A 25,545-nucleotide genomic window follows, 5' to 3' on the forward strand; every position below is an offset into this window, starting at 1 on the left:
CCGTAAATACCTGCGGTGTCGATCATATAAGGAATTGAGATATTACCACAGACTCCATGAGCGGTCAGAGACATCTGGAAACAATCATTGCCTACATGCGGAGAGAAAGCCAATAACCCCAGAAGTCGCTGGTGGATACGCATCGATTCTCATATCCTAGTACTCTGTCCGGCAATAGCTTCTCGAATTCAACTTATTGGAGTTGAAAAATCTATTCCAAGCATATAATGTCGTTATATACGAACATTTATTACTTCAAGCGCGGTCGAAACGTCCATGTCAAACATTCAGTTGAGTTCCAGTCAGAAGCGGGTGCTCACCGCGCTCGTGAACCTCGCCGACGGGCGGGACGCGCCGGTACAGGGGCGCGAGATCGCCGACGCCATCGACCGCAACGCGGGCACGGTCAGGAACCGAATGGGGAGTCTCCGGACGCTCGGCCTCGTCGAGGGGGTCGCGGGCCCGGACGGCGGCTACGTGCCGACCGACGGCGCGTACGACGTGCTCGGCGTCGAGCGGCTGGACGACGCCGCGACGACGCCGGTAGAACGCGAGGGGACCCCAGTTGAGGACGTCACGGTGGCGGAGATCGACTTATCGAGCGTCGCGAACCCGGAGCTGTGCCGCGCCGAACTCGTGATCCGCGGCCCGGTCGGCCCCTTCGACGCGGGCGATCACGTGACCGTCGGCCCGACGCCGGCGACCGGCCTGCGGCTCTCGGGCGTGGTCGACGCGACGAACGTCGACGGCAACACCCTCCTGGTCCGCGTCGACGGGATGGAGACGCCGGCGGGCGGCTCCGCGGCCTGAGCTACCGTTCTTCGTCGAAGGCGGCCAGTCGCTCGCGGACCGCGCCGGTCGCGGCCGCGGCGTGACGGGCGTCTCGGTGTCGCTCGCCGAAGGCGACGAGCGCGCTGTCGAGGGCCTCGGGGTCGACCGCGAACTCGGCGTCGGGATAGGTCACGTCCCACAACACGAGCGGTTCGGGAGGTGCCGGCCCGACGCCTCGCCCCCCGGGGATCGGCTCGGCCGCCAGCAGTCTATCGATCCAGCCGAGTTCGGCCGCCCCCCGACCGACCGTGCGGACCGCCGCGACGACCCGTCGAACGAGCGCCCGCGGGAACCCGTCCGCCGCGACCTCGATCACGAACACGTCGCCCTCGCGAGTCGCTCGCGCGTCGAGGTCGCGGACGGTTCCCGTCTCGTCCGTCGTGAGATTGTGGAAGTCGTGCTCGCCGTCGAACCGCGCGAGCGCGTCCCGGAAGCGTTCGTCGTCGACCGCGTACTCCGGGCCTCGGTTCGCGCCTCCGGACCCCTCCGCGGGGTCTGCGGCCGCGGTCGGCGCGTACAGGTGGTACCGGTACGTTCGTCGGACGGCGTCGTGCGTCGCGTGGAAGCCGTCGTCGACGTCGGCGGCGGCCCACGCGCGGACCGAGCCCGGGAGGTGCCCGTTGAACGCTCGCGGCGTGAGCCACGTCGGCGCTTCGAACGCGACGGTCTGCCCCACGGCGGAGACGCCGGCATCGGTTCGCCCGGCGGCGGCGTAGCCGGGCGGCGTCGCGTGAGTCGGTCCGTCTCCGGGCTCGACGACGCCGTGTTCCGCGAGGGCGTCGAGGAGCGCGTCGGCGACCGTCCGCGCGTGCGGCTGGCGCTGGAAGCCGGCGTACTCCCGGCCGTCGTACGCGACCCGGAACGCGCGGGTGACCGTCCCGCGTGCGGTCGGTTCGGTCGTCACTACGCGTCGGTCGACGGCGGCGCCTCGCCATCCGCTTCGGGGTCGGCCATCGGTACGGTCACCACCGGGACGGTCGCGACGCGCACGACCTTCTCGGTCACGCTCCCCAAGAGGAGCCGGCGGATCCCCCGACGGGTGTGGCTGGGCATGATGACGATGTCGGCGCCGTCCTCGATCGCGTTCTCGATGACCTCAAGCGGATCGCCGCGGACGACGCTGCCGACCGTCTCGACACCCGCGGCTTCGAGCTCGTCCGTCACGGCCTCGACGCGCTTCTCGGCCGCGTCCGCCAGTCGGTCCGAGAAGGCGCCCGTCCGCTGCCCCGCGAGCGTGTCGACCGCGGTGTCGGCGGCGGAGACGACGTGAACCGTCGCGTCGTAGTGCTGGGCGAGGCTGGTCGCGTGGGGGATCGCGTCGTTCGCCTCGCCGCCCGGCGCGACGGGGAGGAGGATGTCGTCGTACATGGCTTCGGGTGGTGCCGCACTCGGCAAAACACTATCGGCCGGAACGCGCTGAGACGGCGGTTCCGTCGATCCTCGGCCGGTCCGTCGCGGGAGTGCGCCTCTCGTGGGGTTCGCCTCAGTCGTCGCGACGCGCTCGCGCCTCGGCGACGGCGTCGACGACCCCCCGGGCGTTCTCGGTGATCACCGCGTAGTCGCCGGTCGCGACCGCATCGTCGTCCGCGATCCCGCTCCCGACGCCGACCGCGGCCGCCCCGGCCTCGACGTACGCGCCGGCGTTGTCGGGCCCGACGCCGCCGGTCGGCACCAGCGGCACCTGCGGGAGCGGCCCCGAGAGCGCCGCGACGTGTTCGGGGCCGCCGGTCGCCGCCGGGAAGACCTTCACGAGGTCCGCACCGGCCTGATACGCGCGGATCGCCTCGGTCGGCGTGAACGCCCCCGTCGCGACCGGCGTGCCGTAGCGGTTCGCCGTCTCGATCACGCCCTCGTCGACCGTGGGCGTGACGAGGAAGTCCGCGCCGGCGAGTTGGACCGCCCGCGCCGTCTCCGCGTCGAGGACGGTGCCCGCGCCGACGAGCACGTCGTCAAGCTCCGCGGACAACGCCTCGACGATCCCCTCGACGCCCGGCGTGTCGGCCGTCACTTCGAGCGCCGTGACGCCGCCGTCGACGACCGCCCGAGCCACGTCTCCCGCCGAGTCCGGTTCCACGCCGCGGAGGATCGCGATGACCCCGTCGTCGACGAGTCGCTCGACCTGTCGAGTGCGCATACGCTCACCGGGGACGGGGAGGCTGATAAATCGAGCGCACGCCGCGTGACCACGTCGCGCCAGCGCCCCGTCGATTCTCCGTGCTCAGCGGTCGATGTCGGTCCCGTCGGCGGCGACGACGTCCGCCACCTCTCCCTCCGTGATAACCGCGTGGTCGCCCTCGATCGTCCGCTTGAGCGACGCGGCGGCCGCGCCCCACTCCAGCGCCGTCGCGACGGACGCGTCGCGGACGTACCGCGAGAGGAACGCGCCGACGAAGGCGTCGCCCGTGCCGATCGGGTCGACCGTCTCCGCCGCGAAGGCGTCCTGCTCGACGACGCCCGCGCCGGTGCTCGCGAGCGCCCCGTCGCTCCCGCGCGTCACGACCACGGCCTCGCAGTCGAACCGGTCGCGAAGGTCTGCGCCGATCGCTTCGGCCGACCCCTCCGCCCCGAGGACGGTTCGGGCGTCCCGTTCGGGGACGAAGAGGAGGCCGACGTTCGGGAGCAGCGTTTCCAGCGTCTCGCGAGCGCGCTCGGGCGACCAGAGTTTCCCGCGGTAGTTCAGGTCGAAGGCGGTCGTCGACGCGGTTTCGAGGAGGTCGGCCGTCGTCTCGCGCAGCGTCTCCGACAGCGCCGGCGTGATGCCGGTGGTGAAGAAGACGTCCGCGGACTCGACCGCGTCGGTCGGCGCCTCGCTCGCCGTCATCGAGGTCACTGCGGCGTCGGCCCGGTCGTAGATGACGTTCGTCCCGCGCGGCTCGCTCCCGCGCTCGATGTAGTAGGTCCCCTGTCGGCCCTCGTCGCTCCACGTGACCGCCGGGTCGACGCCGTGGCGTCGCACGTCGCCGGCGACGCGCCGCCCGAGCGGGGAGTCGGGGAGCTTCGAGATCCACGTCGCGTCCGCCCCGAGGCGGGCCGCCGCGATGGCGACGTTGCTCTCCGCCCCCGCGGTCCGGAAGTCGAGCGCGTCGGCCGTCTCGATCCGCTCGCCGGGGGACGGCGAGAGCCGAACCATGGTTTCGCCGAATGTCGTGATACCGCCCATGTCTGTCGTGAACTGCGACGGTCGCCGGGTTTACGGTTGTGGTCCCGGTCGTCCTCGCTCCTCGTTCCTCGTCGACCCCGCGTCTCGAAACGACTAAGCGACGCGACCGGGATGCGGACAGCAGACATCACGCATGACCGAGATCGTCGATTACGAGCTGTTCGAGGTCCCGCCGCGGTGGCTGTTCCTCCGCGTCGAGACCGCCGACGGGACCGTCGGCTGGGGCGAGCCGGTCGTCGAAGGACGGTCGAAGACCGTTCGCACCGCCGTCGAGGAACTCCTCGACACCTACCTGTTAGGCGAGGACCCGAGTCGGATCGAAGACCACTGGCAGACGATGTACCGCGGCGGGTTCTACCGCGGCGGACCGGTCCTCATGAGCGCCATCGCCGGGATCGACCAAGCGCTGTGGGACATCAAAGGGAAGCAGCTCGACGTGCCGGTGTACGAGCTGCTCGGGGGCGCGGTCCGGGACCGGATCCGCGTGTACCAGTGGATCGGCGGCGACCGACCCTCCGACGTCGCCGAGCAGGCGCGCGAACAGGTCGACGCGGGGTTCACGGCGCTGAAGATGAACGCGACCGAAGAGATAGAGCGCGTCGACGACCCGGCGACGGTCGAGGCGGCCGCGACTCGGCTCCGCGAAGTGCGCGAAGCGGTCGGCGACGAGGTCGACATCGGCGTCGACTTCCACGGTCGCGTCACGAAGCCGATGGCGAAGCGACTCGTCGAGAAGCTCGAACCGTACGAGCCGATGTTCGTCGAAGAGCCCGTGTTGCCGGAACACAACGACGCGCTCCCGACGATCGCCGAGCACACGACGACCCCGATCGCGACCGGCGAGCGCATGTACTCGCGGTGGGATTTCAAGGAGGTCTTCGAGGACGGCGCGGTCGACGTGATCCAGCCGGACCTCTCGCACGCCGGGGGGATCACCGAGGTGAAGAAGATCGCCGCGATGGCCGAGGCGTACGACGTGGCGATGGCCCCGCACTGTCCGCTCGGCCCGCTGGCGCTGGCGGCCTGCCTTCAGGTCGACGCGTGTTCGTCGAACGCCTTCATCCAGGAACAGAGCCTGAACATCCATTACAACGAGACGAGCGACGTGTTGGACTACCTCGCTGACCCCTCCGTGTTCGACTACGAGGACGGGTTCGTCCAGATCCCCGACGGGCCGGGGCTCGGGGTCGAGATCGACGAGGACCACGTCCGCGAGCAGGCGGACGGCGACGTGGACTGGCACAACCCGGTCTGGCGGCACGCGGACGGCAGCGTCGCCGAGTGGTGAGCCGAGCGGAGTGACACGCGAGCGCCGGCTCCCGGAGCGGAGGTTACTTTGTCGGGGGCGCCGCCGGTGACGGTATGACCGCGACCGATCCGACGGAGAACGCCGTAGCGGACAGACACGCAGACACCGTCGCCGTCGTCACCGGGTCAACGCGCGGGATCGGTGCCGGCGTCGCGCGCCGCTTCGCCGCCGAAGGGGCGTCGGTCGTCGTCACCGGTCGGTCGGCCGAGAGCGGTCGAGCGGTGGTCGGTGACATCGCGGCCGAGGGCGGCGAGGCGACGTTCGTCCGGGCGGACATGCGCGATCCGGCGGAGGTCGAAGCCTTGATCGACCACGCCGTCGCCGAGTACGGCCGGATCGACGCCCTCGTCAACAACGCCGGCGTCCAGACCGAGACGACGGCGGAGTCGGCGACGATGGGCGACTGGGAGTTCGTCGTCGAGACCGACTTCCGGGCCTACTGGCTGTGTGCCAAACACGCGGCCGGTCACATGCCGGAGGGGGGAACGATACTCAACGTCTCCTCGAACCACGCGTTCCTGACGATGCCGGAGCTGTTCCCGTACAACGCCGTCAAGGCCGGGATCAACGGGATGACCCGGGCGCTGGCGCTGGAACTCGGCCCGAAGGGGATCACGGCGAACACGATCAACCCCGGGTGGGTGGAGATCGACCGGACGCGCGAGGAACTGGGCGACGACTACGCGCACACCGAGGCGCTCCACCCGGTCGGACGGCTCGGGCGGCCGAGCGACGTCGCGGGGCTCGCGGCCTTCCTCGCGAGCGACGACGCGTCGTTCATCACCGGCGAGAGCGTCCTGATCGACGGCGGCCGATCGCAGGTGATGCAAGACGACGTGTACGTCGACTACCGCGGCGGCGAGTGACCGGTGCGGGGGAAGAGCCGACGAGGACCCGGCCTCTGGAGCCCCGGATGGGCAGGGTTTTCCGGCGGGCGCTCCTTCCCGAGAACATGGCACGAGACGTCCACAATCCGGACAACCCGCAGGTAACGCTCCAGACGAACCACGGCGACATCGTCGTCGAACTGTTCGCCGACCGCGCGCCGAAGACGGTCGAGAACTTCCTCGGCTTGGCCCGCCACGACCCCGCCGCCGACGCCGAGCCGGCGCGCGACACGAACACGTGGGAGGACCCGAAGACCGGCGAGGTTCGCGGCGACTCGCTGTACGAGGGCATCGTCTTCCACCGCGTCATCGACGACTTCATGATCCAGGGCGGCGACCCGATGGAGAACGGCCGCGGCGGCCCCGGCTACGAGTTCGCCGACGAGTTCCACGACGACCTGACCCACGACGGCCCGGGCATCCTCTCGATGGCGAACTCCGGCCCGAACACGAACGGCTCGCAGTTCTTCATCACGCTCGACGCCACCCCGCACCTCGACGGCAAGCACGCCGTCTTCGGGCAGGTCATCGACGGGATGGACGTCGTCGAGGAGATCGGCGGCGTGCCGACCGGTCGGAACGACGATCCCCGCGAAGCCGTCGAGATCGAGAAGGTCACGGTCGACGAGTAGTCGGTCCGAACGCTCCCCGTCCCGTGTCTTCCCCTCCCACGTCGGGGAGAGTTAAGAAGATATAAATCATCCCCGCCGTAAGCGATAATCGCGCTCGGTTGGTGTAGTCCGGCCAATCATGTTGGCCTTTCGGCGGACGCGGCGCTTCGGCGCCGGTTCGGAAGTCAGCCGACGACCAGGGTTCAAATCCCTGACCGAGCATCCACTCTCACACCGCGAGCGACGCGGCCGCGTTCTCATCGAGTCGTCTCCGACCGGAGAGCCGACCGGAATGGGAAGAATCACCCGTTTCGACGACGACATTCACGCATGAGCGACCGACACGACGAGGGCGAAACCGCGGACGACGGAGCCGACGCGGTCGGTTCTCCTGACGGGGGCGACCGGCACATCGAGACCCGCGCGATCCACGCCGGACAGGAGCCGGATCCGGAGACGGGCGCGTTGATGACGCCGATCCACGCGAACTCCACCTACAAGCAGGACGGGCCGGGCGAACACCGCGGGTACGAGTACAGCCGGACCGGGAACCCGACGCGCACCGACCTCGAAGCGAACCTCGCCTCGCTGGAGTCGGGCAGCCACGCGCGCTGCTTCTCGTCGGGCATGGGCGCCATCAACACGGTCCTGAACCTGTTGTCTGCGGGCGATCACGTCGTCGCCGGCGACGACGTGTACGGCGGCACGCACCGGATCCTCACACAGGTGTACGACGAGTACGACGTCGACACGACGTTCGTCGACACGACCGACCACGACGCGGTGCGGGCGGCGATGCGCGACGAGACCGAGCTCGTCTGGATCGAGACGCCGACGAACCCCCTGATGAACGTCAACGACATCGGCGCGCTCGCCGACATCGCACACGAGGGCGACGCGCTCTGCGCGGTCGATAACACGTTCGCGACTCCGTACCTCCAGCGGCCGCTCGAACACGGCGCCGACATCGTCTCGCAGTCGCTGACGAAGTACCTCGGCGGTCACTCCGACACCATCGGTGGCGCGCTGATCGTCGACGACGAGGAGTTAGACGAGCGACTCGGCTTCTACCAGAACTCCGTCGGCGCGACGCCGGGCCCGTTCGACTCGTTCCTCGTACTCCGTGGGACGAAGACGCTCCCGGTGCGGATGGACCGCCACTGTGAGAACGCGATGTCGCTGGCCGAGTGGCTGGAGGACCACGACGACGTGAGCCGGGTCTACTACCCCGGGCTGGAGAGCCACCCGGACCACGAGCTCGCGGCCGAGCAGATGGACGACTTCGGCGGTATGCTCTCGTTCGAACTGGACGGTACCCTCGAAGAAGCCTCCACCGTCGTGAGCGAGACCGAGGTGTTCACGCTCGCCGAGTCGCTCGGCGGCGTCGAGAGCCTGATCGAGCAGCCGGCCGCGATGACGCACGCGGCCATCCCGCGCGAGGAGCGGCTCGCGGCCGGGCTCACGGACGGACTCATTCGGGTCTCGGTAGGGATCGAACACGTCGACGACATGAAAGCCGACCTCCAGCAGGCGTTCGACGCGGCGCGGCAGTGACCGACTCCGACTGACGTTTCAGTCCACGTCGACGCCCTCTGGGAAGTCAACCGCTGATTCGAGCGCGTCCGTATGGTTTTGCGTGACGGCCGAGCCGAGGGCGCCGAGCCCGCCTGCCGAGCCGTCGATCCACGTGACGGCGCCGTTCGACTCCAGGAACCCGACGCGCCCGCGGTCCTCGTCTATCACCAACACGCCGCCGAACAGACCGTTGGTCCCCTCCGCGATCGCGACCTCGTAGCCGCGGTCCTCGAGCTGCGACCGATACCGCTCCATGCGCGACCGCAACGATGAACGCTGCGTCGAGGTCAGCGGGTCGAAGTAGGTCCGCACCTCCGGTCGATCGTCACTCATCGCTCGTCCTCCTCAGCGTCGCGGTTTCCGCGGGTGCGTGCCCACTCTCTCGGGAGGCTGAGCCCCGGGAACTTCGCCGGCTTACGAAGCCGCTCTCGTTTGTGTTCCGCCCGTTTTTCCGCGGCATCCGCGTCCTTGTCTCGTTCATCCTTATCTCGCTCGCCTGTAGGTCGGTCCTCCTTGGTTCGCTCATCTTCGGCTCGCTCGTCTTCGGTTCGCTCATCTTCGGTTCGCTCACGTTTCGTTGATTCATCGGTCGTCGGTTTCCTAGCCCCGTGTTCGTCGTCCGTTCGTTCGTCCTCCGATCGTTCGTCTTCCGTCGGCTCGCGTCGACCGCGCGCTTGTTTTCGGGTGTCCTCGCTCTTCTCGTCAGTGTCTCTCGCGGAATCGACGGCGTCTCCGGAGTCGACCGGCGGTTCCCGCAGCGGAATGTGGACATCGAGGCCGCCTTCGTGACGCTTCGGGTCGTCGGTAGCGGCGGTGAGGTCTCCCGCCTGGAGGAAGTCGTACACCTCGAGGTCGAGTTCGAGTCCGGTCTGATCGTCGGCCGACGGCTCGGTAACGAACATCTGGATACCGCGTTTCGTCTCTCTCGCTTCGAGCCCGACGTCTAGGGTCACCGAGAGGTCGGTCGCGTGATACACCGGGAGGCTCACGTCGTCTGCGAACTCGCCGGATTCGACCATCCGACGCAGCCGCCGCCGTCCGTTGAGGAGCGCCTGCATCTCCGCTTCAGACACCGCGTCGTACAGCGACGCGAGGAAGTGACGGAGCTCGGTCATTCCGTCCCCGCCTCTCGATCGGCGCGCGACGCCTTGCGCCCGGCGTCGCTCGCTCGCTCGTCGGTCGCATCCCCGTCGGTGACGGTCGTCGCGAGCGTCCGTTCGAGGAGGTCGACGCCGGTCGATTTGCTCTCGACCTCGGCGCGCATCGTGATATCGAGGTCGAAGGCGGAGCGGCTCCGCCGCGCGAACGACTCGGAACGGGTCGCCGGGGCGACCGTCAGCCGCCGCGGGGCCAACGAGGACGACCGCGTCGTCTTCCCTTGCTTGAGGTGCCGCTCGCTTTTCGCCCCACCGGTGGGCCGCTCGCCTTCGGATGACTCGACGTCGACGATCTTCGCCGAGAACGTCTGTTCGACCTCGTGAACCACGAGTTCGGGGAGCGACAGGAACAGCAGTACCGGGACGCTGAGCGTTTTCCGTCGCTGGACCGTTTCGCCCGTGGTCGAGTCGAACTCCGTCGTCGCGTACTCGAACGACACCGTCGAGAGCGTTCCATCCGGCTCGAAGCCGATCTCACGGAGCAGGTCGACCGTCTCCTGTTGCGCCTGCGCGCTGGCGTCGATCGCCGCGATGAGCGGCGCCGAGAACAACGTCGAGAGCGGGAGGTCGGCGAGCGTGTCGGTCGGACTCACGCGTTCACTCTCCCGCCTCAGACACGCTGTCGGTGATTGCGGTCTCGAGCGCCGTGAGGACCCGCGAAGCGCCCTCCGGCGGCTCTATCGAACCGGCTTCGACCCGAACGCGCTGATCGTACGTTCGCTTGATCTCCTTCCCTCGGCGGGTCGAGGACTGGTAGCCGATGTTCACCGACGACTTCGTCTTCCCGTTGACGAACCCGACGTCGAACCCGAGCTCGGAATCTTTCGAGAATTCGACGTCGAACTGACTCGATCGGCCGTACGAGTCCACCGAATTCAGCTTCACGTTGAAGTCGATCGTGACGTTCTCGACCTCGAAGTACGGGATGTGGAGCAGCAGCAACAGCGGAACGGACATGACGTGTTCCTCGGGCACCTCGTCACCCGAGACGTCGTCTATCACCAGCTTGGAGTAGGTGAAGTCGACCATCACCGGCTCTTGGTCTCCGACGACCGGATCCGTGAACCCGAGTTCCATGATGTACTCCGCCGCGGTCTGTGACGCGCTCGCGTTCGCCTCGACGGCGGCCCGGAGCGGTTCTCCGATGACGTGTTCGTACGGGATGCTCGCGAGCTCCGCGGTGAAGTCTGGGTTCGGCATGATACCGTTATACAGTGATCTCGAATTAACATAAATGTGCCTATAATTAGAACTTAGAATTAAATCACAGTTCCATGGATTCTGTGTTTCTATCCGTCTCCACCGAATAACAGCGCTCCCTCCCGCCCTCCGGTCGGCCAGAATTGGGTCCACCAGACGGGCATTCTTTTATCGGTCGCCTCGAGTCTCTCGCCTATGAGCGACCCAGACGTTGTCGTGTTGCGCCAGACGATCCACGGTGCGGGCGCAAGCGAGTTGGCCGCGGCGATACGCGAACGACTCCCCGACCAGTCCGTCGCGCTGGCGAAAACGCCGGCTCAGGAGCGAGAACTGATTCGGAGCGCGCGCGTCGCGGTCGGGCTCAACATCGACGAAGAGCTGCTCGCTGCCGCCGAGGAGCTGGAGCTGTTCGCCTGCGTGTTCGCGGGCACGGGACACCTGCCGCGCGACCTTCTCGACCAACACGGGGTCGCCGTGACGAACGCCTCGGGCGTCCACGGTCCGAACATCGCCGAACACGTCGTGGGGTCGATGATCGCCCACGCGCGACAGTTCCACCGGGCCCACCGCCAGCAGACCCGACGCGAGTGGCGGACCTACGAGACGACGGAGGTGTACGGCTCGACGGTCGCGGTGGTCGGACTCGGCGCCATCGGCCGGGCGGTCGTCGACCGGCTGGAGTCGTTCGACGTCGAGACGATCGGCGTCCGGTACTCGCCCGAGAAGGGCGGCCCCACCGACGAGGTGTACGGCTTCGACGAGTTCCACGAGGCCGTCACCGACGCGGAGTTCGTCGTGCTGGCCTGTCCGCTCACCGAGACGACCCGAGGCTTGGTCGACGCCGGCGCGCTCCGGACGATGCGCCCCGACGCCGTCCTCGTCAACATCGCGCGCGGTCCGATCGTCGACACCGACGCCTTGGTGACGGAACTGCGGAACAACCGGATTCGCGGCGCGGCGCTCGACGTCACCGACCCGGAGCCGCTCCCCGAGGATCACCCGCTTTGGGGGCTGACGAACGTGACGATCACGCCGCACAACGCCGGCCACACCCCCGAGTACTACGAGCGCGTCGCGGACATCCTCGCGGACAACTTCGCTCGACTTGACGCCGACGAAGGGCTCCGCAACCGCGTGGTGTGAGCGGTTCGCCGTGACCGAGCGGCACCGAATACGTATCTCTATATAGACGGGAGAGAACGTCTCGAATATGTCCTACCGAGCCGGAAAACGGGACAAATACTGGCTCGGTCGGTTCCGTAAGCGGGTGAGATTAACAGTGTGTATATATTTTGATCAAAACTAAGTTGATCCGCCTCAGAGAGGGGGTATGGAAACGCGGAAAGTCCAGGTCACCGGCGGCTCGACGTACACGGTTTCGATTCCGAAGACGTGGGCGACCGACAACGACGTCGAGGCCGGGACGGAGATCGAGTTCCACCCGGACGGCGACTCGCTGTTCCTCACGCCGCGGTCCGAGTCCGAGCGAACGCGGGGGACGCTCGACGTTACCGACCTGACCGGGCAGGCCCTCCAGCGGGCGGTGACGACGATGTACGTCAGCGGCTTCGACGTCATCGAACTGGAGTCGGCCGAGATCACCACCGAACAGCGTTCGACGATCCGGGACGCGGTCCAGAGCCTCGTCGGGCTGGAGGTGTTAGAGGAGACCCGCGACCGCGTCGTCGTTCAGGACCTGCTCGACTCCTCGGAGCTCTCCATCCACAACGCGGTCACCCGAATGCGGCTGATCTCGCTTTCGATGCTCGAAGACGCGATCACCGCGCTCGCGGAGCGCGACCACGACCTCGCGCGCGACGTGATCGGTCGCGACGACGACCTCGACCGGCTGTGGCTCGTCGTCTCGCGGATTTTCCGCGCTACGCTGCGGACCCCGAAGGCCGCCGAGGAGCTCGGCCTCCCCCGAGAGGAGTGTTTCGACTACCATTCCAGCGCGCGACAGTTAGAGCGGATCGGCGACCACGCCACCAAGATCGCACACCTGACGCTCAACATCGACGAACCGCTCCCCGACGAGGTCGTCGAAGCGGTGAGCGACCTCCACGGCGACGCGGTGGACGTGATCGACGCGGCGATGGACGCGCTGTTCGACGACGACACCGAAGCGGCGACGCGCCGGGCGAACGACGCGAGAACCGGCGTCAGAGCGATCGACGAGCGCGTTCGCGCCATCGACAAGCTCCTCCGCGACCTCGACCCGACGCGCGCGCAACTGCTCGGTCTCGTCGTCGACTCCGTCCTCCGGTCGGCCGACTACGGCGGCAACATCGCCGAGACGGCGCTTCAGAAGGCGGCCCCGACGCCGTGAGGAAGTCCCTCGACTCGGTCGCGCGCCGCCTGCCCGAGCGCCGGACGCTCGCGTTCGCCGTGGGTGCGGCCGTCCTCCTCGCCGCGGTCGTCGTGGCCGGCGGCGCCGCGTACTTCGCCGCCGGACTGGGCCCGGACGCGGACGCAGTCGCGGCCGTCGAGGCCGACCCGAACCTCTCCGTCGATCGGACGGCGGTCGGGACGGCGGTCAGCGACGGGCCGGTGACGGCGTCGACCGTCGGGCTCGTCTACTACCCGGGCGGGCGAGTGGCGCACGAGAGCTACGTTCCCACCGCCGCCGAGATCGTCGCCGCGTCCGACCGCGCAGCGCTCGTCGTCGTGGTGGACGCCCCGCTCAACCTGGCCGTCCTCGCGCCGGACCGCGCCGACCGCGTCCGCGAACGCTACCCCGAGGTGGACACGTGGGCGGTCGGCGGCCACTCGCTCGGCGGTGCCATGGCCTGTCGACACGTCGCCGGAAATGCCGAGGCGTACGACGCTCTCGTCCTCCACGCCGCGTACTGCGACCGCGATATCTCGCAGAGCGGCCTCGACGTGCTCGCGGTCCTCGGCGGCGCCGACGGGGTGATAGACGCCGAGCGCGAGCGCGCGTCTCGGTCGAACCTCCCGGCGGACGCTCGAATCGTCGAGCTCGACGGCGTCAATCACGCCGGATTCGGGGCCTACGGTTCACAGCCCGGCGACGACCCCGCGTCGCTGTCGCCGGACGCCAGCCGTGAGGCGGTCGGGAACGCGACCGCAACGTGGCTCTCGGAACGTGGGGCGGTGACCCGCGACTTCCGGTCGAGATCGCTTTCAGACCGCGTCTCGGAAGGGCTCAGAACCGTCGCGCCCGTCCTTGCCGGGTGAACGGGTTTTTTCAGCGCGCTCCCCCCAGTGGATCCCATGCCAGAGATCGAACTCGGCGTGCCGAAAGGCGTCGTCGAGTCGCTCCCGGAGGACGAGGGAACCGCCGAACGCGACATGCGACGCGCCATCGCGGGCATCCAGTCGCGACTGAACGAGGCCCTCGAGGAGGCGGGGCCGGACGAGGCGGCCGAGGTCGTCGCCGACGCGGTCGAGCGCATGGAGACGCAGGCGAGCACGTATCACGAGTTCGTGCCGGAGCTACGCGCGTGGGGGCAGTCGCCCATCTACGCGATCGCGTGGCGGAACCTCTACGTCGAACTCATCGGGCAGCTGTACGACCACGAGTGGCTCGCCGACGACCTCGGCCGCGAGCGGAACTTCCGACTGGTCGAGGACGGGATCCGACTGTCCGACCTGTAAGCGCGATCGGAGACGCCGGTCGCCCGGGCGGTTCCGCGGATCGGTTCGTCTCGTTTCCGTGGAGACGGCTGCCGTCGTTTCCGCGGCCGGCCGCTTTTAAGCCGCCGCGACACGAGGTACCACTATGGAACTGGAACTGCGGTTTTTCGCGACCTTTCGTGAGGCCGCTGGCGGGAAGACCGTCAACGCGGAGTTCGCGGACGAGTCGACGGTCGGTGACATCCTGCGCGAACTCGAGGCCACCTACGAAGGGATGGAGGGGCGACTGATCGTCGACGGCGACCTCGCCCCGCAGATCAACGTGCTGAAGAACGGCCGCGAGGTGCTCCACCTCGACGGACTCGACACCCCGATAGAAGACGGCGATCGGCTCTCCGTGTTCCCGCCGGTCGCGGGGGGCACATGAGCGGCGAGGCGAACGCGTCCGGTCTCCCGCCGGCCGAGGAGGGGTGGGTGCGCGACACGGTGGCGTACCGCGGTATTTCGCGGCGACTCGCGGCCCACTACCTCCGGAATCTCGGCGGCGAACTGGTCGGGACCGACGACCCTGCGGAAGCGACGCGCGTCGACGGCGACGGGTGGCGAGTCGCGCTGTCCGCTGAGAAGGTGACCGCCGCGGCGTCGATTACGCTTACCGAGGTGACCGCGGAGTTCGCGGGCGACCCCGACGCACTGGCGGAACTCCTCCCGAAGTACCGACAGAAGGCAATGCGTGCCGGCGGCTGATGTCCGACGACGGCGCCAGTGAGGACGGGGACGGCGACGCGAACGCGACACACGACGACGGCTCGTATCCGATCGAGGGCACCGCGCTGGTGAAGACGGCCGCGCTCGCGAGCGTGCCCGCGGGCCGCGTCCCGACGCTGCTCGCCCGCGTCCAGACCGACCTCGGCTCGCGGATCGACGAGTACCGTCGCCGGTACGAGCGGATCGCGGCCGAGGCGAACAGGGAAGCGTTCCTCGTCGAACCCGATCACTGGGACGGGGTCGCGGACCGGATCGGACTCTCAAAGCGCGAGCGCGACGCCGTCGTCCGCGCTCACGAGGCCGAAGTGGAGCGGATCGGGTCCGGAAGCGATCGGCGGGAGGAGTTCGAGACGGCCTTGGAGATCCGCTCTGGCGTCGTGATCGGAGTCGACGAGGGCGACGGCGACGACATCGACAGCTAGCCCCAGTCATTGACCGTCGGCGTCGCCGGTCGAGAATATGTTTGGCTCACCGACGACTTTTCACTGCGTACCGCGCACGTGTCAGTATGCGACTCGCTCGACTCCTCACGCCCGACGGTCCCGTCGCCGGTCGCTACGTCGACGGCGCGGTCATCGCCGACGAGGGCCGCTACGAGGTCGGTCGCGACGGACGGCTGCTGCCGCCGTGTGACCCGACTGCGCTGTACTGCGTCGGCCGGAACTACGCCGAGACGCTCGATCAGATGGACTACGAGCGGCCGGAGGAACCCGATTTCTTCATCAAACCTCCCGCGAGCCTGCTCGCGCACGGTGAGCCGATCCGGTACCCCGAGTGGACCGATGAACTGACCTACGCCGGAGAGTTGGTCGCCGTGATCGACGAGCGGTGTCGCGACCTCTCGCCCGCGGAGGTTCCGGACGCGGTTCGCGGCTACACGATCATGAACGACGTCGACGCGCTCGACCAGCAGGGCCGGACCGCGCGGAAGGCGTTCGACGGGTCGGCGCCGCTCGGGCCGTGGATCGAGACCGACGTCGACCCGACGGGCCTCGACATCGAGACGACCGTCGGCGGCGAGACGCGGCAGGACGCGACCACCGAGTTGATGCTGTTCGACCCGTACGAGATCATCTCGTACCTCTCGGAGCGATTCACGTTCGAGCCCGGCGACTGCGTCGCCTTCGGGAGCCCCGCGAATCCGGGGCTCGTCGAGCCCGGCGAGGAGGTCGCGATCACCTACGAGGGCGTGGGCACGCTCTCGAATTCGGTGGTCGCCCCCGGCGCGGAGTGACCCGCCGTCGGGGCCGGTCGGGACAGCTTTCCGGTCGGATCACTCGCTCGGAGAGTCGAAGTCGTCGACGGTCGCGTCCGCGATCAGATCTTCGGCGGTCGCGAGCGCCGCCTCGTCGCCGGTCCGTACGTACGTTCCGATCGCGTCCGCGGCCTCGACGAGGGCGTCCGCGGCGGTCGGTGGCACGTCGCCCCCGAGCGCGTCGACGCGTGTGACGCGGTCGCGGAGCCCCTCGAGGGCGTCGCGGGCGGGTCCGACTCTCGCTTCGGGGTCCGATCCTTCGGCGGTGACCGTCGGAGCCGCGTCCCCGTCGTCGCCAGCGCTCTCTTCGGCCTCGCGGCTGGTCTTGTGACTGGCCTCGCCGGAGGTATCGGCTCGGTCGGCCGACGATTCGAGTTCGTCGAGGAAGTCGAGCGCGTCGGTGCGGTACGCCTCGACGGCGCGCACGGCCGCCATCCCTCGGGCCTCCCGGAGGGCCTCCGGGACGTCCGCCGTCGCGGGTCGATCGCCGGCCTCGGCGCCGGCGAGCAGCGCGAGGAGATACTCGCGGTCGACGTCGGTCGGGTCCCGAAGCCGTTCGAAGCAGTCGACCGCCTCCAGCAGTTCGCGGGCCGCGAGGTAGGTCCCGTCGAGCGGCGCCAGTCGTCCGCCGTCGACGAACCCGCGCTTCCGGCAGTACTCCCGGAGGTCCGACTGGAGGTCGTCGACCCCGGAATCGGGGAGCGTCCCCCGGGCGTCGCCGACGCGGTCGCGGTGGCCGGAGAGGTCCAGCGTGACGGCCGCGTCCGTGTGGACGGTGCGGTCGTCGACGCCGACGCTGCGTAGGTCGCCACAGCTCGGACACGCGACCGACCCCGTTTTGTAGTACGACCACCGGGTCTCGCAGGACTGACACTCGCGTTCGCCGCGGACCTTCATGGCGGTCGATTCGTCGCGTCGCGGCAAAACGGCTGCGGGTCCGGCGAGGTCGCTCGGGGTCAACGACGGTGAGGTTGACGACGGTGAGGTTGACGACGGTGAGGTTGACGACGGTGGGGTTGATGATGGTGAGGTTGATGATGGTGAGGTTGACGACGGTGGGGTTGACGACGGTGGGGTTGACGACGGTGAGGTTGACGACGATGATTGCCGGCGGCGATCCGGTCGGAGCGATCCGGAAGCCGAGCGGTGCGCCGGCTTATTCATCCCCCTCGACGAACGATCGGTATGAGCTGGCACGCCGTCGACGCGCTTGACAGCGCCGTCGACGTGACTCGGCGGTTGCTCTTTCCGTTTGAGGCGGTTCGGTGGGCGAAGCTCGCGTTCCTCGCCCTCGTGATGGCCGGAGGGAGTGCGGGGGTCTCTCGCGCACTCGCCTCGACGTTGGGGGTTTCGGGGTTCGGAGCTGCCGGATTCGAGAGCGCCGAGTTCGAGAGCGCCGGATTCGAGGTCCCTGAGTTCGGGGCTTCCGGAGCCCGGTTCGCGACAGGGGTCGAACGCGAATCGGTCACACGTTCGATCGAAACGCTCGTCGCGGGACTTCTCGGCCTCGACGACCCGGTGCTGGTCGCCCTCCTCATCGGTGTCGGAGTCGCCTGGGCCCTCTTGGCCGCGTGTTCGGCCGCGTTTCGGCTCGTGTTTTACGACGCGCTCGCGACGACGGACGTGGCGATCCGACGGCCGTTCCACGCTCGGTTTCGGCAGGGACTGGGGCTGTTCGCGTTCGCGACGGTCGCCTCTGTCGCGGCCGCGACGCCCGTGGTCGCCGTCGCTGCCGCCGCGTCTCCCGAGGTACTGCGCGCCATCGGCCTTTCTATCGGCGACTTCTCCGGGCTCTCGTCGGTCGCCACCGTTCTTGGCGCGTCGGTGGGCGTCGGAGCAGCGCTGCTCGGCGCCGCAGTCGTGCGGTTCGCGTTCGAATTCGCCGCGCCGGTGATGGTCACTCGCGACCTCGGCGTCCTCGCCGCGTGGCGTCACGTCTGGGCGGCGTTCCGCGGATCGCGGGCCGAACTCGTCCCGTACGTCGCCGTCCACGTCGTCGTCGCGGCGGGCGTCCGGATCGTTCAGGCGACCGCGGTCGCCTTCGCTGGCCTGCTCGTCGGCGCGTTCTCGCTCGTCGCGCTCGTGGTGGTCGCGGTTCCACTCGGCGGTCTCGGCGCGCTGGTCGGGACGACCGCGGGTGTGATCGCTCTCGCGGTCGCTCTGGCGTGTGTGACCGTCGGAGCCGTGGTCCTGACGCTTCCCGTTCGGATGGTGACGCGGACGTACCTGATCGCGTACGAGGTCTCCGTTCTCACCGGGGTAGAGCCCGCGCTCGTCGGGGTCAAGCCCGCACTCGCCGGGGGAGACTCGTGTTCGGTGCCGGAAGCGTCGACGCCGGGTGAGGCCGACGAGATGTAATGAGTGAAGGTAGGATGGATGGGATGAGATCGACCGGCAGATGACGTGGTCGGTGAGAGAAATTCATGGCGATGAAACCGGTCGGCGAGGGAAACCATCAGCGCCGGGAATCGTCGGCGAGAAAAATCATCAGCGTCGGGAACCGCCGGCAAGTAGTCGCCCTCGCTCGTCGCGACTTGGAGGGATTCGCGGCGCGGCTAGGGTATCGTCGAACGTCGAATAATATGTTCGACACCATCGGATACCTTTTTACTCCGTTCACGAATTGAGAGAGACATGGGACTGGATGACGACGCGCGGGAATATCACCGACAGGAGCCGCCCGGAAAGATCGCGATCGAGACGACGAAGCCCACGAACACGCAGCGAGATCTCTCGCTGGCGTACTCGCCCGGAGTCGCGGCGCCATGCCTCGATATCGCCGACAACCCCGGGGACATCTTCGAGTACACGGCGAAAGGGAACCTCGTCGCCGTCGTCTCGAACGGGTCGGCGGTGCTCGGCCTCGGAAACATCGGCGCCGCCGCCTCGAAGCCCGTCATGGAGGGGAAGGGTGTACTGTTCAAGCGGTTCGCCGACATCGACGTGTTCGACATCGAGCTCGACATCGACTCCGTCGATCCCTTCTGCGAGGCGGTGAAGGCGATGGAACCGACGTTCGGCGGCGTGAACCTCGAGGACATCAAGGCGCCCGAGTGTTTCAAGATCGAGGAACGCCTCCGCGAGGAGATGGACGTGCCGGTGTTCCACGACGACCAACACGGCACCGCGATCATCTCGGGCGCGGCGCTGATGAACGCGGTCGATATCTCCGATAAGGACCTCTCGGAACTGAACATCGTCTTCTCCGGGGCCGGCGCGTCGGCCATCGCCACGGCCCGGTTCTACGTCTCGCTCGGCGCGCGCAAGGAGAACATCACCATGTGTGACTCCTCCGGAATCATCACCGAGGAGCGCGTCGCGGCGGGCGACGTCAACGAGTATAAGAGTCAGTTTGCCACGCCGGCCGAGGAAGGCGATCTCGCGGACGCGATGGAGGGTGCCGACGTGTTCGTCGGCCTCTCTGTCGGCGGGATCGTCTCCCAGGAGATGGTTCGATCGATGGCTGCCGACCCGATCATCTTCGCGATGGCGAACCCCGACCCGGAGATCACCTACGAGGACGCCAAAAACGCTCGGGACGACACCGTCATCATGGCGACGGGCCGGTCGGACTACCCGAACATGGTGAACAACGTTCTCGGGTTCCCGTTCCTGTTCCGCGGAGCGCTCGACGTGCGCGCGACGGAGATCAACGAGGAGATGAAGGCGGCCGCGGCCGAGGCGCTCGCCGACCTCGCGCGCAAGGACGTTCCGGACGCAGTCGTGAAGGCGTACGGCGACGACCCGCTCCAGTTCGGACCGGACTACGTCATTCCGAAGCCCCTCGATCCGCGAGTGCTGTTCGAGGTCGCGCCGCGCGTCGCGGAGGCGGCGATGGAGTCCGGGTCGGCTCGTACGGAGATCGATCTGGACCAGTACCGAGAGCGGCTCGAAGCGCGGCTGGGCAAGTCCCGCGAGATGATGCGGGTCGTGCTGAACAAAGCCAAGAGCGATCCGAAGCGGATCGCGCTTGCGGAGGGGACCGACGAGAAGATGATCCGCGCGGCGTATCAGCTCGCCGAGCAAGGGATCGCCGAGCCCGTACTGCTCGGTGACGCCGACACCATCTCCCAAACCGCAGCCGAACTCGGACTCTCGTTCCGGCCCGAAGTCGTCGACCCCGACAACCGAGACGTCTCGGGGTACGGCGAGCGGCTGTACGAGCTCCGCAAGCGAAAGGGGATCACGAAGCGAGAGGCGAACGACCTGGTCAGACGCGACACCAACTACCTCGGGAGCGTCATGGTGGAGACGGGCGACGTCGACGCGATGCTCACCGGGCTCACGCACCACTACCCGTCCGCGCTCCGGCCGCCGCTCCAGATCGTCGGGTCCGCGGACGACACCGACACCGTCGCCGGGGTGTACATGCTCACGTTCAAAAACCGGGTCATCTTCTGTGCCGACACGACCGTCAATCAGGACCCGAACGCGGAGACTTTAGCGGAGATCACGCGTCACACGGCCGACCTCGCGCGGCGATTCAACGTCGAACCGCGCGCGGCGATGCTCTCGTACTCGAACTTCGGCAGCGTCGATAACGAGGGGACACGGAAGCCGCGCGAAGCGGTCGACATCCTCCAGACCGACGACGGCGTCGACTTCCCGGTCGACGGCGAGATGCAGGCGGACACCGCGGTCGTGGACGACATTCTCAACGGGACCTACGAGTTCTCCGAACTCGACGAGGCGGCTAACGTCCTCGTGTTCCCGAACCTCGAAGCCGGAAACATCGGGTACAAGCTGCTTCAACGGCTCGGCGGTGCCGAGGCCATCGGACCGATGCTCGTCGGGATGGACCAGCCGGTCCACGTGCTCCAGCGCGGCGACGAAGTGAAAGACATCGTCAACCTCGCCAGTGTCGCCGTCGTGGACGCACAGGAGTAGCATTCGACCGACACGCAATGGAGTAGTCGCGCAGCACGCGGGGGAGTAGTCGCGCAGCACGCAGGGAAGCAGTCGCGCAGCATGTAGATGGTGTGGTCGGAGGACTCCTTTCTCGGACTGCTGCTCACGACGGCTCCCGAGGATCGTCGGTCGCCTTCTCCTCGCATAACTCACCACAAATTTACTTGTGTCCAACTCCAACCAGTTTGATATGGGATCGAGCGAGGACCCGTCGGAGGCGACCGCACCGCGAGTACTCGACAACAGGCGTGACGCGACCCGATACCGAGTTCTCGTCGAAATTGCCGCACGCCAGCCGGCGGTGAGCCAAGAGGAGATCGCGGACGTCATCGGCGTGACCTCGCAGGCGGTGAGCGACTACGTCCGGGACCTGATCGACGGGGGGTTCGTCGAGAAACGAGGGCGCGGTCGGTACGAGGTGACGAAAGAGGGCGTCGACTGGATCATCACACGGACCGACGCGCTCTCGGAGTTCGTCTCTCGGGTCTCCGACGACGTTCTTGGGAGTGTCGATGTCGACGCCGCGGTGGCGGTCGGTACGGTCGCGGAGGGGGACGAGGTCGGACTCGAGATGCGGGACGGGACCCTCCACGCCGTCCCCGGGGGCGGTTCAGCGACCGCTGTCGTCGTTACCGGCGGTGAGGCAGGGGAAGCGGTCGGTGTCACCGACTTCGAGGGTGTCGTCGAGTACAACCCGGGGGTGGTGACGGTCGTACCCGTCCCGGCGGTCACCGAGGGCGATCCGCCGCCACATGACACGATCAGGGAGCACGCCGCCGGCGCAGAGCTAGTCGCGGTCGGCGGCACGGAAGCGTACGCGCTCGCGACTCGCGCCGACGTTCGTCCGGACGTGCGGTTCGGGTCGGCAGCGGGCGTCTCACAGGCCGCCCTTCGCGGCTTAGACGTGTTGTTACTCGTGTCTACCGACGAACTCTCCCGGCACACGACGCGGCTCCGGGAGGACGGCGTCCGCTATGAGGTCCGCGACTCGTTCGAACGCTAGGTTGAGCGATGACAGTCGGCGGCCTTGACGGTTCGACGTGCGCTTCTCGTCGGTACGTCACTTCAAACTCAACGGCGGAGGTCAGAGACACACCGTGTTTCCGGTGAAATCGGGTGTTGTGGGGGTGGGTGTGTCGGCGGGGTAGTGGTCGGCTGGCGATAGGCAGGCGGTTCACAGCGTTACTTGATCCCATATCTTTATTACTCATTGTTGGGTATTTCCCATTAAGCGAAATAGGCTATCGCCTGTAGGACGATAGGAAGAGTTTCACCGGAAACGTGGTCTCCCCCCGCTAAATCTTTCTTCGTCTTCCTTGCTGCCACAACTCCCGTTCGGCAACTCCCGCTATTCAGTGAGCTGTCTGTTCGATGAGCCGCTTCATGTCTGTCTCGTCTGCGCTATCGAACACCGCGTTTCCGGTGAAATTGATGTCTGTGCTCCGTGGATCCACGTCTACACTCCGTAGATCCGCGTTCTCGACTTTCGCGTTGACCGCCCACACGACTCACGTTGTCCCGGTTTCTGTTTCTGGTATCCGCCTCCCCTCCTGATCACCCAGACCGACCGCCCCCTTCTACCCTATTTCACCGGAAACACGGTGTGTCTCTCTAACCCACTTCCCCCGATCGAACCCGGACTGCGAGCGACTTCGAAACAGAACGTATTTCACCGGAAACACGGTGTCTCCCTCATGGACGCAGCGGACGACCTCTTCACGAGGGAGGACCCCATCTTCGCGAACAAGGAGCTCCTCGAGATCAGCCACTTGCCGGGCGAGGGTCGAATCGTCGGCCGAGACGACGAGATTGCCGACTTGGCCACGGCGGTCAACCCGGCTATCTTCGGGCAGAGCCCGAGTAACGTCCTTATCTACGGCAAGACTGGCACCGGAAAATCTCTATGTGCGAAGTACGTCTCGAAACGACTCGTCTCGACCGCCGGCGAGGAGGGCGTCACGGCGACGTTCGCGTACGTCGACTGCGCTCAGGACACCACCGAAACACAGGCGGTCCAGACGATCGCCGAGGGAGTCAACGACCCCGAACAGACCGGCATCAACGTCCCCGACAAAGGGCTCTCGACGTCGACGTACTACAAACGTCTCTGGCGGATCCTCGACCAGCGATACGATGTCGTCTTGATCCTCCTCGACGAGATCGACAAGCTCGACGACGACGCGATATTGATGCAGCTGTCGCGCGCCGGCGAGGCCGGGAAGATCACAGACTGTAAACTGGGCGTCTTCGGCATCAGCAACAAGATCCAGTACAAAGACCGAATGGACGAACGGGTCAAATCGAGCCTCTGTGAACGCGAGTTCGTCTTCCCGCCGTACGACGCGAACCAGTTGCGCGAGATTATGCAAGCGCGCGCGGACGCGTTCCACGACGATGTTCTCGAGGCGTCAACGATCCCCCGCGCGGCCGCACTCGCCGCGCGCGAACACGGCGACGCCCGGAAGGCCATCGATATCCTCCGGTACGCCGGAGAGATCGCACAGGCGAACGGAGAGCCCACCGTCCGCGAGGAGTTCGTCACCCAGGCGCGCGAGCGGGCCGAGACCGACCGGTTCCGAGAGCTCATCCGCGGCTCCACGCCGCACTCGCGGTACGTTCTCCAGGCGCTCGCGCTGTTGTCACTGACGAACGGCCGTCAGGACGGCTTTCGGACGAGCCGCGTGTACGAGATATACGAGAACATCTGTCGGCAGGAAGGCTCGGACAGCCTCTCGCTGCGACGCGTCCGCGATCTCCTCAAGGAACACGCCTTTCTCGACATCATCGAGCAGTCGAAACATAGCGGCGGCAGCGCTGAGGGGAGTTACACGCAACATCAACTCCTCGAGGACCCGAGCGTCGTGAAAGAGGTCCTCACCGAGGACGACACGGCAACGTAATCGAACCGCGTTCGACAATTCGGAGAGATCGACTGTCAGGTGCTCCCCGAGGCGAGCCTACCGAACAGACCGATCGATACGACAGCGTCAGCCGAGCAGGCCGAGCCCTTCGATCCGTTCGACGATTTCCTCGACTGCCTCTTCGGCGTCGTCGGTGCGTTTGCCGCCCGTGATGACGATCTTTCCGCTGCCGAAGAGGAGAATGACAACCTCCGGTTCGTCCATCCGGTAGACGAGCCCGGGGAACTGCTCCGGTTCGTACTCCACGTCTTCGAGGCCGAGGCCGATCGCGAGCGCGTTGAGGTTGAGGTTGTGCCCCAGGTCCGCGCTCGACACGATGTTTTGAACGGTAATCTCCGGGTCCTCTTCTACGGGGATCTGGAGCCCCCGGAGCTTCTCGAAGATGATGCCGAGTGCGTCGTGGACGTCGTCGATGCTCTTCGCGCCCGTACAGACGATCTTCCCCGAACGGAAGATGAGTGCGGCGGCTTTCGGCTCTTGGGTCCGGTACACGAGTCCGGGGAAGTTATCGGGGTTGAAATCCGCGCCCGGGAGGTCCTCCGCGAGCGCCTCCAAATCCAGCTCCTGACCGATACCCGTCGATGCAACGACGTTCTGAATCTCGATCGAGTCTGCAGGGTTCGTCATCGTTCGCTTTTATATGTGATCCCCTCCCTTATAAACGCCCGTGGTATAAACGACGGAGGTCTTCTGAGATACAGTTCGGTCGATTTGGTTTGATCGCACGCACAGGCGACACGTACAGTTCCGGCCATCTAATTGTGACAAAATACGTATGGTTTCTCCGATATCAGCTCGGAAGTGAGTCGCAGTCTGTTGCCGAACTTGCCGTCGGATCGTGCCCTTTCGACGGGCTTCCACGTTACGGAATCTCGCATGAAACCGCGTGACGTGGCGCAGATAGTTCGACGAGGTTAAATACAACCCGGGCATTCGAAGAAATGCGAGGGGCCTCCCACAAGGAGGCACCGACCGGCCGCAGACGCGGCCGGTCAAAGCGTTCCGACGTGCTTAAGTGTATAAGCCCGTTCGGATGATATGCGAAGAACGCACCGCGGACTCGGGCCGTTCAACTCGGCCCGGTTTCGCAGAGTTGGTTTGTCCAACTCACCCGAATGAGGATCGCGCCCCCTGCGCTCCGGCGTAAGCGGCGATCTGATGTGAGCCGTGGTCGTTCGGTGCCATCCAAGCCGTTGGCTGGACCCGGACACCACACAGACCAATACAATGGTGTGTCAACCTTCGTCTCAAACGAAGTTGACACCCGCCAACACCCCCTTCGGGCCGGGAATCAGGCCCGAAGGATATTCATTCCGGTTGATCCTGCCGGAGGCCATTGCTATTGGGATCCGATTTAGCCATGCTA

Annotated in this window: 28 protein-coding genes and 1 tRNA gene; 19 read left to right on the top strand and 10 right to left on the bottom strand. The window is 66.9% G+C overall.

Annotation, left to right across the window (positions count from 1 at the left end; all coding sequences use genetic code 11):
* Window positions 1–276: 276 nt before the first annotated feature.
* Window positions 277–810 carry an Rrf2 family transcriptional regulator gene (locus tag ABDZ89_RS07230; RefSeq protein WP_343777856.1) on the top strand — a complete coding sequence of 178 codons (534 nt, stop codon included), beginning with the start codon at window positions 277–279 and terminating at the stop codon, window positions 808–810.
* Window position 811: 1 nt separating this feature from the next.
* Here ABDZ89_RS07230 and truA read toward each other — a convergent pair whose 3' ends face one another.
* The 4 genes from truA to kdgK1 form a co-directional block, all read right to left on the bottom strand.
* Window positions 812–1,735, bottom strand: coding sequence for a tRNA pseudouridine(38-40) synthase TruA (gene truA / locus ABDZ89_RS07235; protein ID WP_343777858.1), 924 nt, complete (start codon window positions 1,733–1,735; stop codon window positions 812–814).
* Complete coding sequence (locus ABDZ89_RS07240) at window positions 1,735–2,199, bottom strand: universal stress protein (protein ID WP_343777860.1); 465 nt, start codon at window positions 2,197–2,199, stop codon at window positions 1,735–1,737. The genes truA and ABDZ89_RS07240 overlap by 1 nt, the downstream gene beginning before the upstream one ends.
* A 115-nt stretch (window positions 2,200–2,314) precedes the next feature.
* Window positions 2,315–2,965, bottom strand: coding sequence for a bifunctional 4-hydroxy-2-oxoglutarate aldolase/2-dehydro-3-deoxy-phosphogluconate aldolase (locus ABDZ89_RS07245; RefSeq protein ID WP_343777862.1), 651 nt, complete (start codon window positions 2,963–2,965; stop codon window positions 2,315–2,317).
* An 84-nt stretch (window positions 2,966–3,049) separates the two neighbouring features.
* On the bottom strand, window positions 3,050–3,991 hold the full coding sequence (kdgK1, locus tag ABDZ89_RS07250) for a bifunctional 2-dehydro-3-deoxygluconokinase/2-dehydro-3-deoxygalactonokinase (protein WP_343777864.1): 942 nt from the start codon (window positions 3,989–3,991) through the stop codon (window positions 3,050–3,052).
* 133 nt (window positions 3,992–4,124) lie between these two features.
* On the opposite strand from kdgK1, the gene dgoD reads away from it, so the two are divergent.
* The 5 genes from dgoD to ABDZ89_RS07275 all read left to right on the top strand — a co-directional run bounded on the left by dgoD (window position 4,125) and on the right by ABDZ89_RS07275 (window position 8,352).
* Window positions 4,125–5,279 (top strand): galactonate dehydratase, encoded by a 1,155-nt coding sequence (gene dgoD, locus ABDZ89_RS07255; protein WP_343777865.1) that lies wholly within the window; start codon window positions 4,125–4,127, stop codon window positions 5,277–5,279.
* 74 nt (window positions 5,280–5,353) lie between these two features.
* Window positions 5,354–6,166 (top strand): SDR family NAD(P)-dependent oxidoreductase, encoded by an 813-nt coding sequence (locus ABDZ89_RS07260; protein WP_343777867.1) that lies wholly within the window; start codon window positions 5,354–5,356, stop codon window positions 6,164–6,166.
* Between the two features lie 86 nt (window positions 6,167–6,252).
* On the top strand, window positions 6,253–6,819 hold the full coding sequence (locus ABDZ89_RS07265) for a peptidylprolyl isomerase (RefSeq protein ID WP_343777869.1): 567 nt from the start codon (window positions 6,253–6,255) through the stop codon (window positions 6,817–6,819).
* A 92-nt stretch (window positions 6,820–6,911) separates the two neighbouring features.
* Window positions 6,912–7,020: transfer RNA gene (locus ABDZ89_RS07270), tRNA-Glu, on the top strand.
* Between the two features lie 108 nt (window positions 7,021–7,128).
* Window positions 7,129–8,352 carry a cystathionine gamma-synthase gene (locus ABDZ89_RS07275; RefSeq protein WP_343777871.1) on the top strand — a complete coding sequence of 408 codons (1,224 nt, stop codon included), beginning with the start codon at window positions 7,129–7,131 and terminating at the stop codon, window positions 8,350–8,352.
* A gap of 18 nt (window positions 8,353–8,370) precedes the next feature.
* On the opposite strand, the gene ABDZ89_RS07280 is transcribed toward ABDZ89_RS07275, so the two are convergent.
* Genes ABDZ89_RS07280 through ABDZ89_RS07295 form a run of 4 tightly spaced genes read right to left on the bottom strand, consistent with a single transcriptional unit; the run spans window position 8,371 to window position 10,730 of the window.
* Window positions 8,371–8,706, bottom strand: coding sequence for a hypothetical protein (locus ABDZ89_RS07280; RefSeq protein ID WP_343777873.1), 336 nt, complete (start codon window positions 8,704–8,706; stop codon window positions 8,371–8,373).
* Window positions 8,703–9,488, bottom strand: a complete 786-nt coding sequence (locus tag ABDZ89_RS07285; RefSeq protein ID WP_343777875.1) for a hypothetical protein — start codon at window positions 9,486–9,488, stop codon at window positions 8,703–8,705. The genes ABDZ89_RS07280 and ABDZ89_RS07285 overlap by 4 nt, the downstream gene beginning before the upstream one ends.
* The gene (locus ABDZ89_RS07290; RefSeq protein WP_343777876.1) at window positions 9,485–10,123 is read right to left on the bottom strand and encodes a DUF2589 domain-containing protein; all 639 of its coding nucleotides are present in this window, start codon (window positions 10,121–10,123) and stop codon (window positions 9,485–9,487) included. Before ABDZ89_RS07290 ends, ABDZ89_RS07285 begins: the two co-directional genes overlap by 4 nt.
* Window positions 10,124–10,127: 4 nt before the next feature.
* Window positions 10,128–10,730 carry a DUF2589 domain-containing protein gene (locus ABDZ89_RS07295; protein WP_343777877.1) on the bottom strand — a complete coding sequence of 201 codons (603 nt, stop codon included), beginning with the start codon at window positions 10,728–10,730 and terminating at the stop codon, window positions 10,128–10,130.
* A 195-nt stretch (window positions 10,731–10,925) separates the two neighbouring features.
* Here ABDZ89_RS07295 and ABDZ89_RS07300 point away from each other — a divergent pair, with 195 nt between their 5' ends.
* The 8 genes from ABDZ89_RS07300 (at window position 10,926) to ABDZ89_RS07335 (ending at window position 16,329) form a co-directional block, all read left to right on the top strand.
* The gene (locus ABDZ89_RS07300; RefSeq protein WP_343777878.1) at window positions 10,926–11,873 is read left to right on the top strand and encodes a D-2-hydroxyacid dehydrogenase; all 948 of its coding nucleotides are present in this window, start codon (window positions 10,926–10,928) and stop codon (window positions 11,871–11,873) included.
* 187 nt (window positions 11,874–12,060) lie between these two features.
* On the top strand, window positions 12,061–13,059 hold the full coding sequence (locus ABDZ89_RS07305; protein ID WP_343777879.1) for a PhoU domain-containing protein: 999 nt from the start codon (window positions 12,061–12,063) through the stop codon (window positions 13,057–13,059).
* The gene (locus tag ABDZ89_RS07310; protein WP_343777881.1) at window positions 13,056–13,928 is read left to right on the top strand and encodes an alpha/beta hydrolase; all 873 of its coding nucleotides are present in this window, start codon (window positions 13,056–13,058) and stop codon (window positions 13,926–13,928) included. The genes ABDZ89_RS07305 and ABDZ89_RS07310 overlap by 4 nt, the downstream gene beginning before the upstream one ends.
* A gap of 36 nt (window positions 13,929–13,964) precedes the next feature.
* Complete coding sequence (locus ABDZ89_RS07315; RefSeq protein ID WP_343777883.1) at window positions 13,965–14,348, top strand: DUF7971 family protein; 384 nt, start codon at window positions 13,965–13,967, stop codon at window positions 14,346–14,348.
* 124 nt (window positions 14,349–14,472) lie between these two features.
* Entirely contained in the window at window positions 14,473–14,754 is a 282-nt protein-coding gene (locus ABDZ89_RS07320) for a ubiquitin-like small modifier protein 1 (RefSeq protein ID WP_343777884.1), read from the top strand.
* Window positions 14,751–15,074, top strand: a complete 324-nt coding sequence (locus ABDZ89_RS07325) for a MoaD-like domain-containing protein (protein WP_343777886.1) — start codon at window positions 14,751–14,753, stop codon at window positions 15,072–15,074. Before ABDZ89_RS07320 ends, ABDZ89_RS07325 begins: the two co-directional genes overlap by 4 nt.
* Entirely contained in the window at window positions 15,074–15,517 is a 444-nt protein-coding gene (locus ABDZ89_RS07330; protein ID WP_343777888.1) for a DUF8048 family protein, read from the top strand. Before ABDZ89_RS07325 ends, ABDZ89_RS07330 begins: the two co-directional genes overlap by 1 nt.
* An 86-nt stretch (window positions 15,518–15,603) precedes the next feature.
* On the top strand, window positions 15,604–16,329 hold the full coding sequence (locus ABDZ89_RS07335; RefSeq protein WP_343777889.1) for a fumarylacetoacetate hydrolase family protein: 726 nt from the start codon (window positions 15,604–15,606) through the stop codon (window positions 16,327–16,329).
* 39 nt (window positions 16,330–16,368) lie between these two features.
* Here the strand turns inward: ABDZ89_RS07335 and ABDZ89_RS07340 are convergent, their stop codons facing one another.
* A complete protein-coding gene (locus ABDZ89_RS07340) occupies window positions 16,369–17,247 on the bottom strand; it encodes a DUF7117 family protein (RefSeq protein ID WP_343777890.1) in 879 nt (292 codons plus the stop codon).
* On the opposite strand from ABDZ89_RS07340, the gene ABDZ89_RS07345 reads away from it, so the two are divergent.
* From ABDZ89_RS07345 to ABDZ89_RS07365, 5 genes are all read left to right on the top strand, one after another.
* On the top strand, window positions 17,246–17,539 hold the full coding sequence (locus ABDZ89_RS07345; protein ID WP_343777892.1) for a hypothetical protein: 294 nt from the start codon (window positions 17,246–17,248) through the stop codon (window positions 17,537–17,539). The two genes, ABDZ89_RS07340 and ABDZ89_RS07345, sit on opposite strands and share 2 nt — an antisense overlap.
* Window positions 17,536–18,708, top strand: coding sequence for a DUF7544 domain-containing protein (locus tag ABDZ89_RS07350; protein ID WP_343777894.1), 1,173 nt, complete (start codon window positions 17,536–17,538; stop codon window positions 18,706–18,708). Before ABDZ89_RS07345 ends, ABDZ89_RS07350 begins: the two co-directional genes overlap by 4 nt.
* Window positions 18,709–18,984: 276 nt before the next feature.
* Entirely contained in the window at window positions 18,985–21,237 is a 2,253-nt protein-coding gene (locus ABDZ89_RS07355; protein ID WP_343777895.1) for an NADP-dependent malic enzyme, read from the top strand.
* A 211-nt stretch (window positions 21,238–21,448) separates the two neighbouring features.
* On the top strand, window positions 21,449–22,261 hold the full coding sequence (locus ABDZ89_RS07360; protein ID WP_343777896.1) for a DUF7839 domain-containing protein: 813 nt from the start codon (window positions 21,449–21,451) through the stop codon (window positions 22,259–22,261).
* Window positions 22,262–22,952: 691 nt separating this feature from the next.
* The gene (locus ABDZ89_RS07365; RefSeq protein ID WP_343777897.1) at window positions 22,953–24,158 is read left to right on the top strand and encodes a Cdc6/Cdc18 family protein; all 1,206 of its coding nucleotides are present in this window, start codon (window positions 22,953–22,955) and stop codon (window positions 24,156–24,158) included.
* Window positions 24,159–24,245: 87 nt separating this feature from the next.
* Here the strand turns inward: ABDZ89_RS07365 and ABDZ89_RS07370 are convergent, their stop codons facing one another.
* The gene (locus tag ABDZ89_RS07370) at window positions 24,246–24,806 is read right to left on the bottom strand and encodes a TATA-box-binding protein (RefSeq protein WP_343777898.1); all 561 of its coding nucleotides are present in this window, start codon (window positions 24,804–24,806) and stop codon (window positions 24,246–24,248) included.
* Between the last annotated feature and the right edge of the window lie 739 nt (window positions 24,807–25,545).

Source organism: Halorubrum ejinorense, from assembly GCF_039522565.1.
GTDB classification, from domain to species: domain Archaea; phylum Halobacteriota; class Halobacteria; order Halobacteriales; family Haloferacaceae; genus Halorubrum; species Halorubrum ejinorense.

Coding starts and splice junctions, on each gene's coding strand:
- ABDZ89_RS07245 (WP_343777862.1), bottom strand. CDS start 2,965: ATGCGCACTCGACAGGTCGAGCGACTCGTCGACGACGGGGTCATCGCG.
- ABDZ89_RS07285 (WP_343777875.1), bottom strand. CDS start 9,488: ATGACCGAGCTCCGTCACTTCCTCGCGTCGCTGTACGACGCGGTGTCT.
- ABDZ89_RS07295 (WP_343777877.1), bottom strand. CDS start 10,730: ATGCCGAACCCAGACTTCACCGCGGAGCTCGCGAGCATCCCGTACGAA.
- ABDZ89_RS07265 (WP_343777869.1), top strand. CDS start 6,253: ATGGCACGAGACGTCCACAATCCGGACAACCCGCAGGTAACGCTCCAG.
- ABDZ89_RS07360 (WP_343777896.1), top strand. CDS start 21,449: ATGGGATCGAGCGAGGACCCGTCGGAGGCGACCGCACCGCGAGTACTC.
- ABDZ89_RS07340 (WP_343777890.1), bottom strand. CDS start 17,247: ATGAAGGTCCGCGGCGAACGCGAGTGTCAGTCCTGCGAGACCCGGTGG.
- ABDZ89_RS07335 (WP_343777889.1), top strand. CDS start 15,604: ATGCGACTCGCTCGACTCCTCACGCCCGACGGTCCCGTCGCCGGTCGC.
- ABDZ89_RS07260 (WP_343777867.1), top strand. CDS start 5,354: ATGACCGCGACCGATCCGACGGAGAACGCCGTAGCGGACAGACACGCA.
- ABDZ89_RS07275 (WP_343777871.1), top strand. CDS start 7,129: ATGAGCGACCGACACGACGAGGGCGAAACCGCGGACGACGGAGCCGAC.
- ABDZ89_RS07320 (WP_343777884.1), top strand. CDS start 14,473: ATGGAACTGGAACTGCGGTTTTTCGCGACCTTTCGTGAGGCCGCTGGC.
- dgoD (WP_343777865.1), top strand. CDS start 4,125: ATGACCGAGATCGTCGATTACGAGCTGTTCGAGGTCCCGCCGCGGTGG.
- ABDZ89_RS07230 (WP_343777856.1), top strand. CDS start 277: ATGTCAAACATTCAGTTGAGTTCCAGTCAGAAGCGGGTGCTCACCGCG.
- ABDZ89_RS07370 (WP_343777898.1), bottom strand. CDS start 24,806: ATGACGAACCCTGCAGACTCGATCGAGATTCAGAACGTCGTTGCATCG.
- kdgK1 (WP_343777864.1), bottom strand. CDS start 3,991: ATGGGCGGTATCACGACATTCGGCGAAACCATGGTTCGGCTCTCGCCG.
- ABDZ89_RS07350 (WP_343777894.1), top strand. CDS start 17,536: ATGAGCTGGCACGCCGTCGACGCGCTTGACAGCGCCGTCGACGTGACT.
- ABDZ89_RS07355 (WP_343777895.1), top strand. CDS start 18,985: ATGGGACTGGATGACGACGCGCGGGAATATCACCGACAGGAGCCGCCC.
- ABDZ89_RS07325 (WP_343777886.1), top strand. CDS start 14,751: ATGAGCGGCGAGGCGAACGCGTCCGGTCTCCCGCCGGCCGAGGAGGGG.
- ABDZ89_RS07365 (WP_343777897.1), top strand. CDS start 22,953: ATGGACGCAGCGGACGACCTCTTCACGAGGGAGGACCCCATCTTCGCG.
- ABDZ89_RS07280 (WP_343777873.1), bottom strand. CDS start 8,706: ATGAGTGACGATCGACCGGAGGTGCGGACCTACTTCGACCCGCTGACC.
- ABDZ89_RS07330 (WP_343777888.1), top strand. CDS start 15,074: ATGTCCGACGACGGCGCCAGTGAGGACGGGGACGGCGACGCGAACGCG.
- ABDZ89_RS07300 (WP_343777878.1), top strand. CDS start 10,926: ATGAGCGACCCAGACGTTGTCGTGTTGCGCCAGACGATCCACGGTGCG.
- ABDZ89_RS07315 (WP_343777883.1), top strand. CDS start 13,965: ATGCCAGAGATCGAACTCGGCGTGCCGAAAGGCGTCGTCGAGTCGCTC.
- ABDZ89_RS07345 (WP_343777892.1), top strand. CDS start 17,246: ATGGCGGTCGATTCGTCGCGTCGCGGCAAAACGGCTGCGGGTCCGGCG.
- ABDZ89_RS07240 (WP_343777860.1), bottom strand. CDS start 2,199: ATGTACGACGACATCCTCCTCCCCGTCGCGCCGGGCGGCGAGGCGAAC.
- ABDZ89_RS07305 (WP_343777879.1), top strand. CDS start 12,061: ATGGAAACGCGGAAAGTCCAGGTCACCGGCGGCTCGACGTACACGGTT.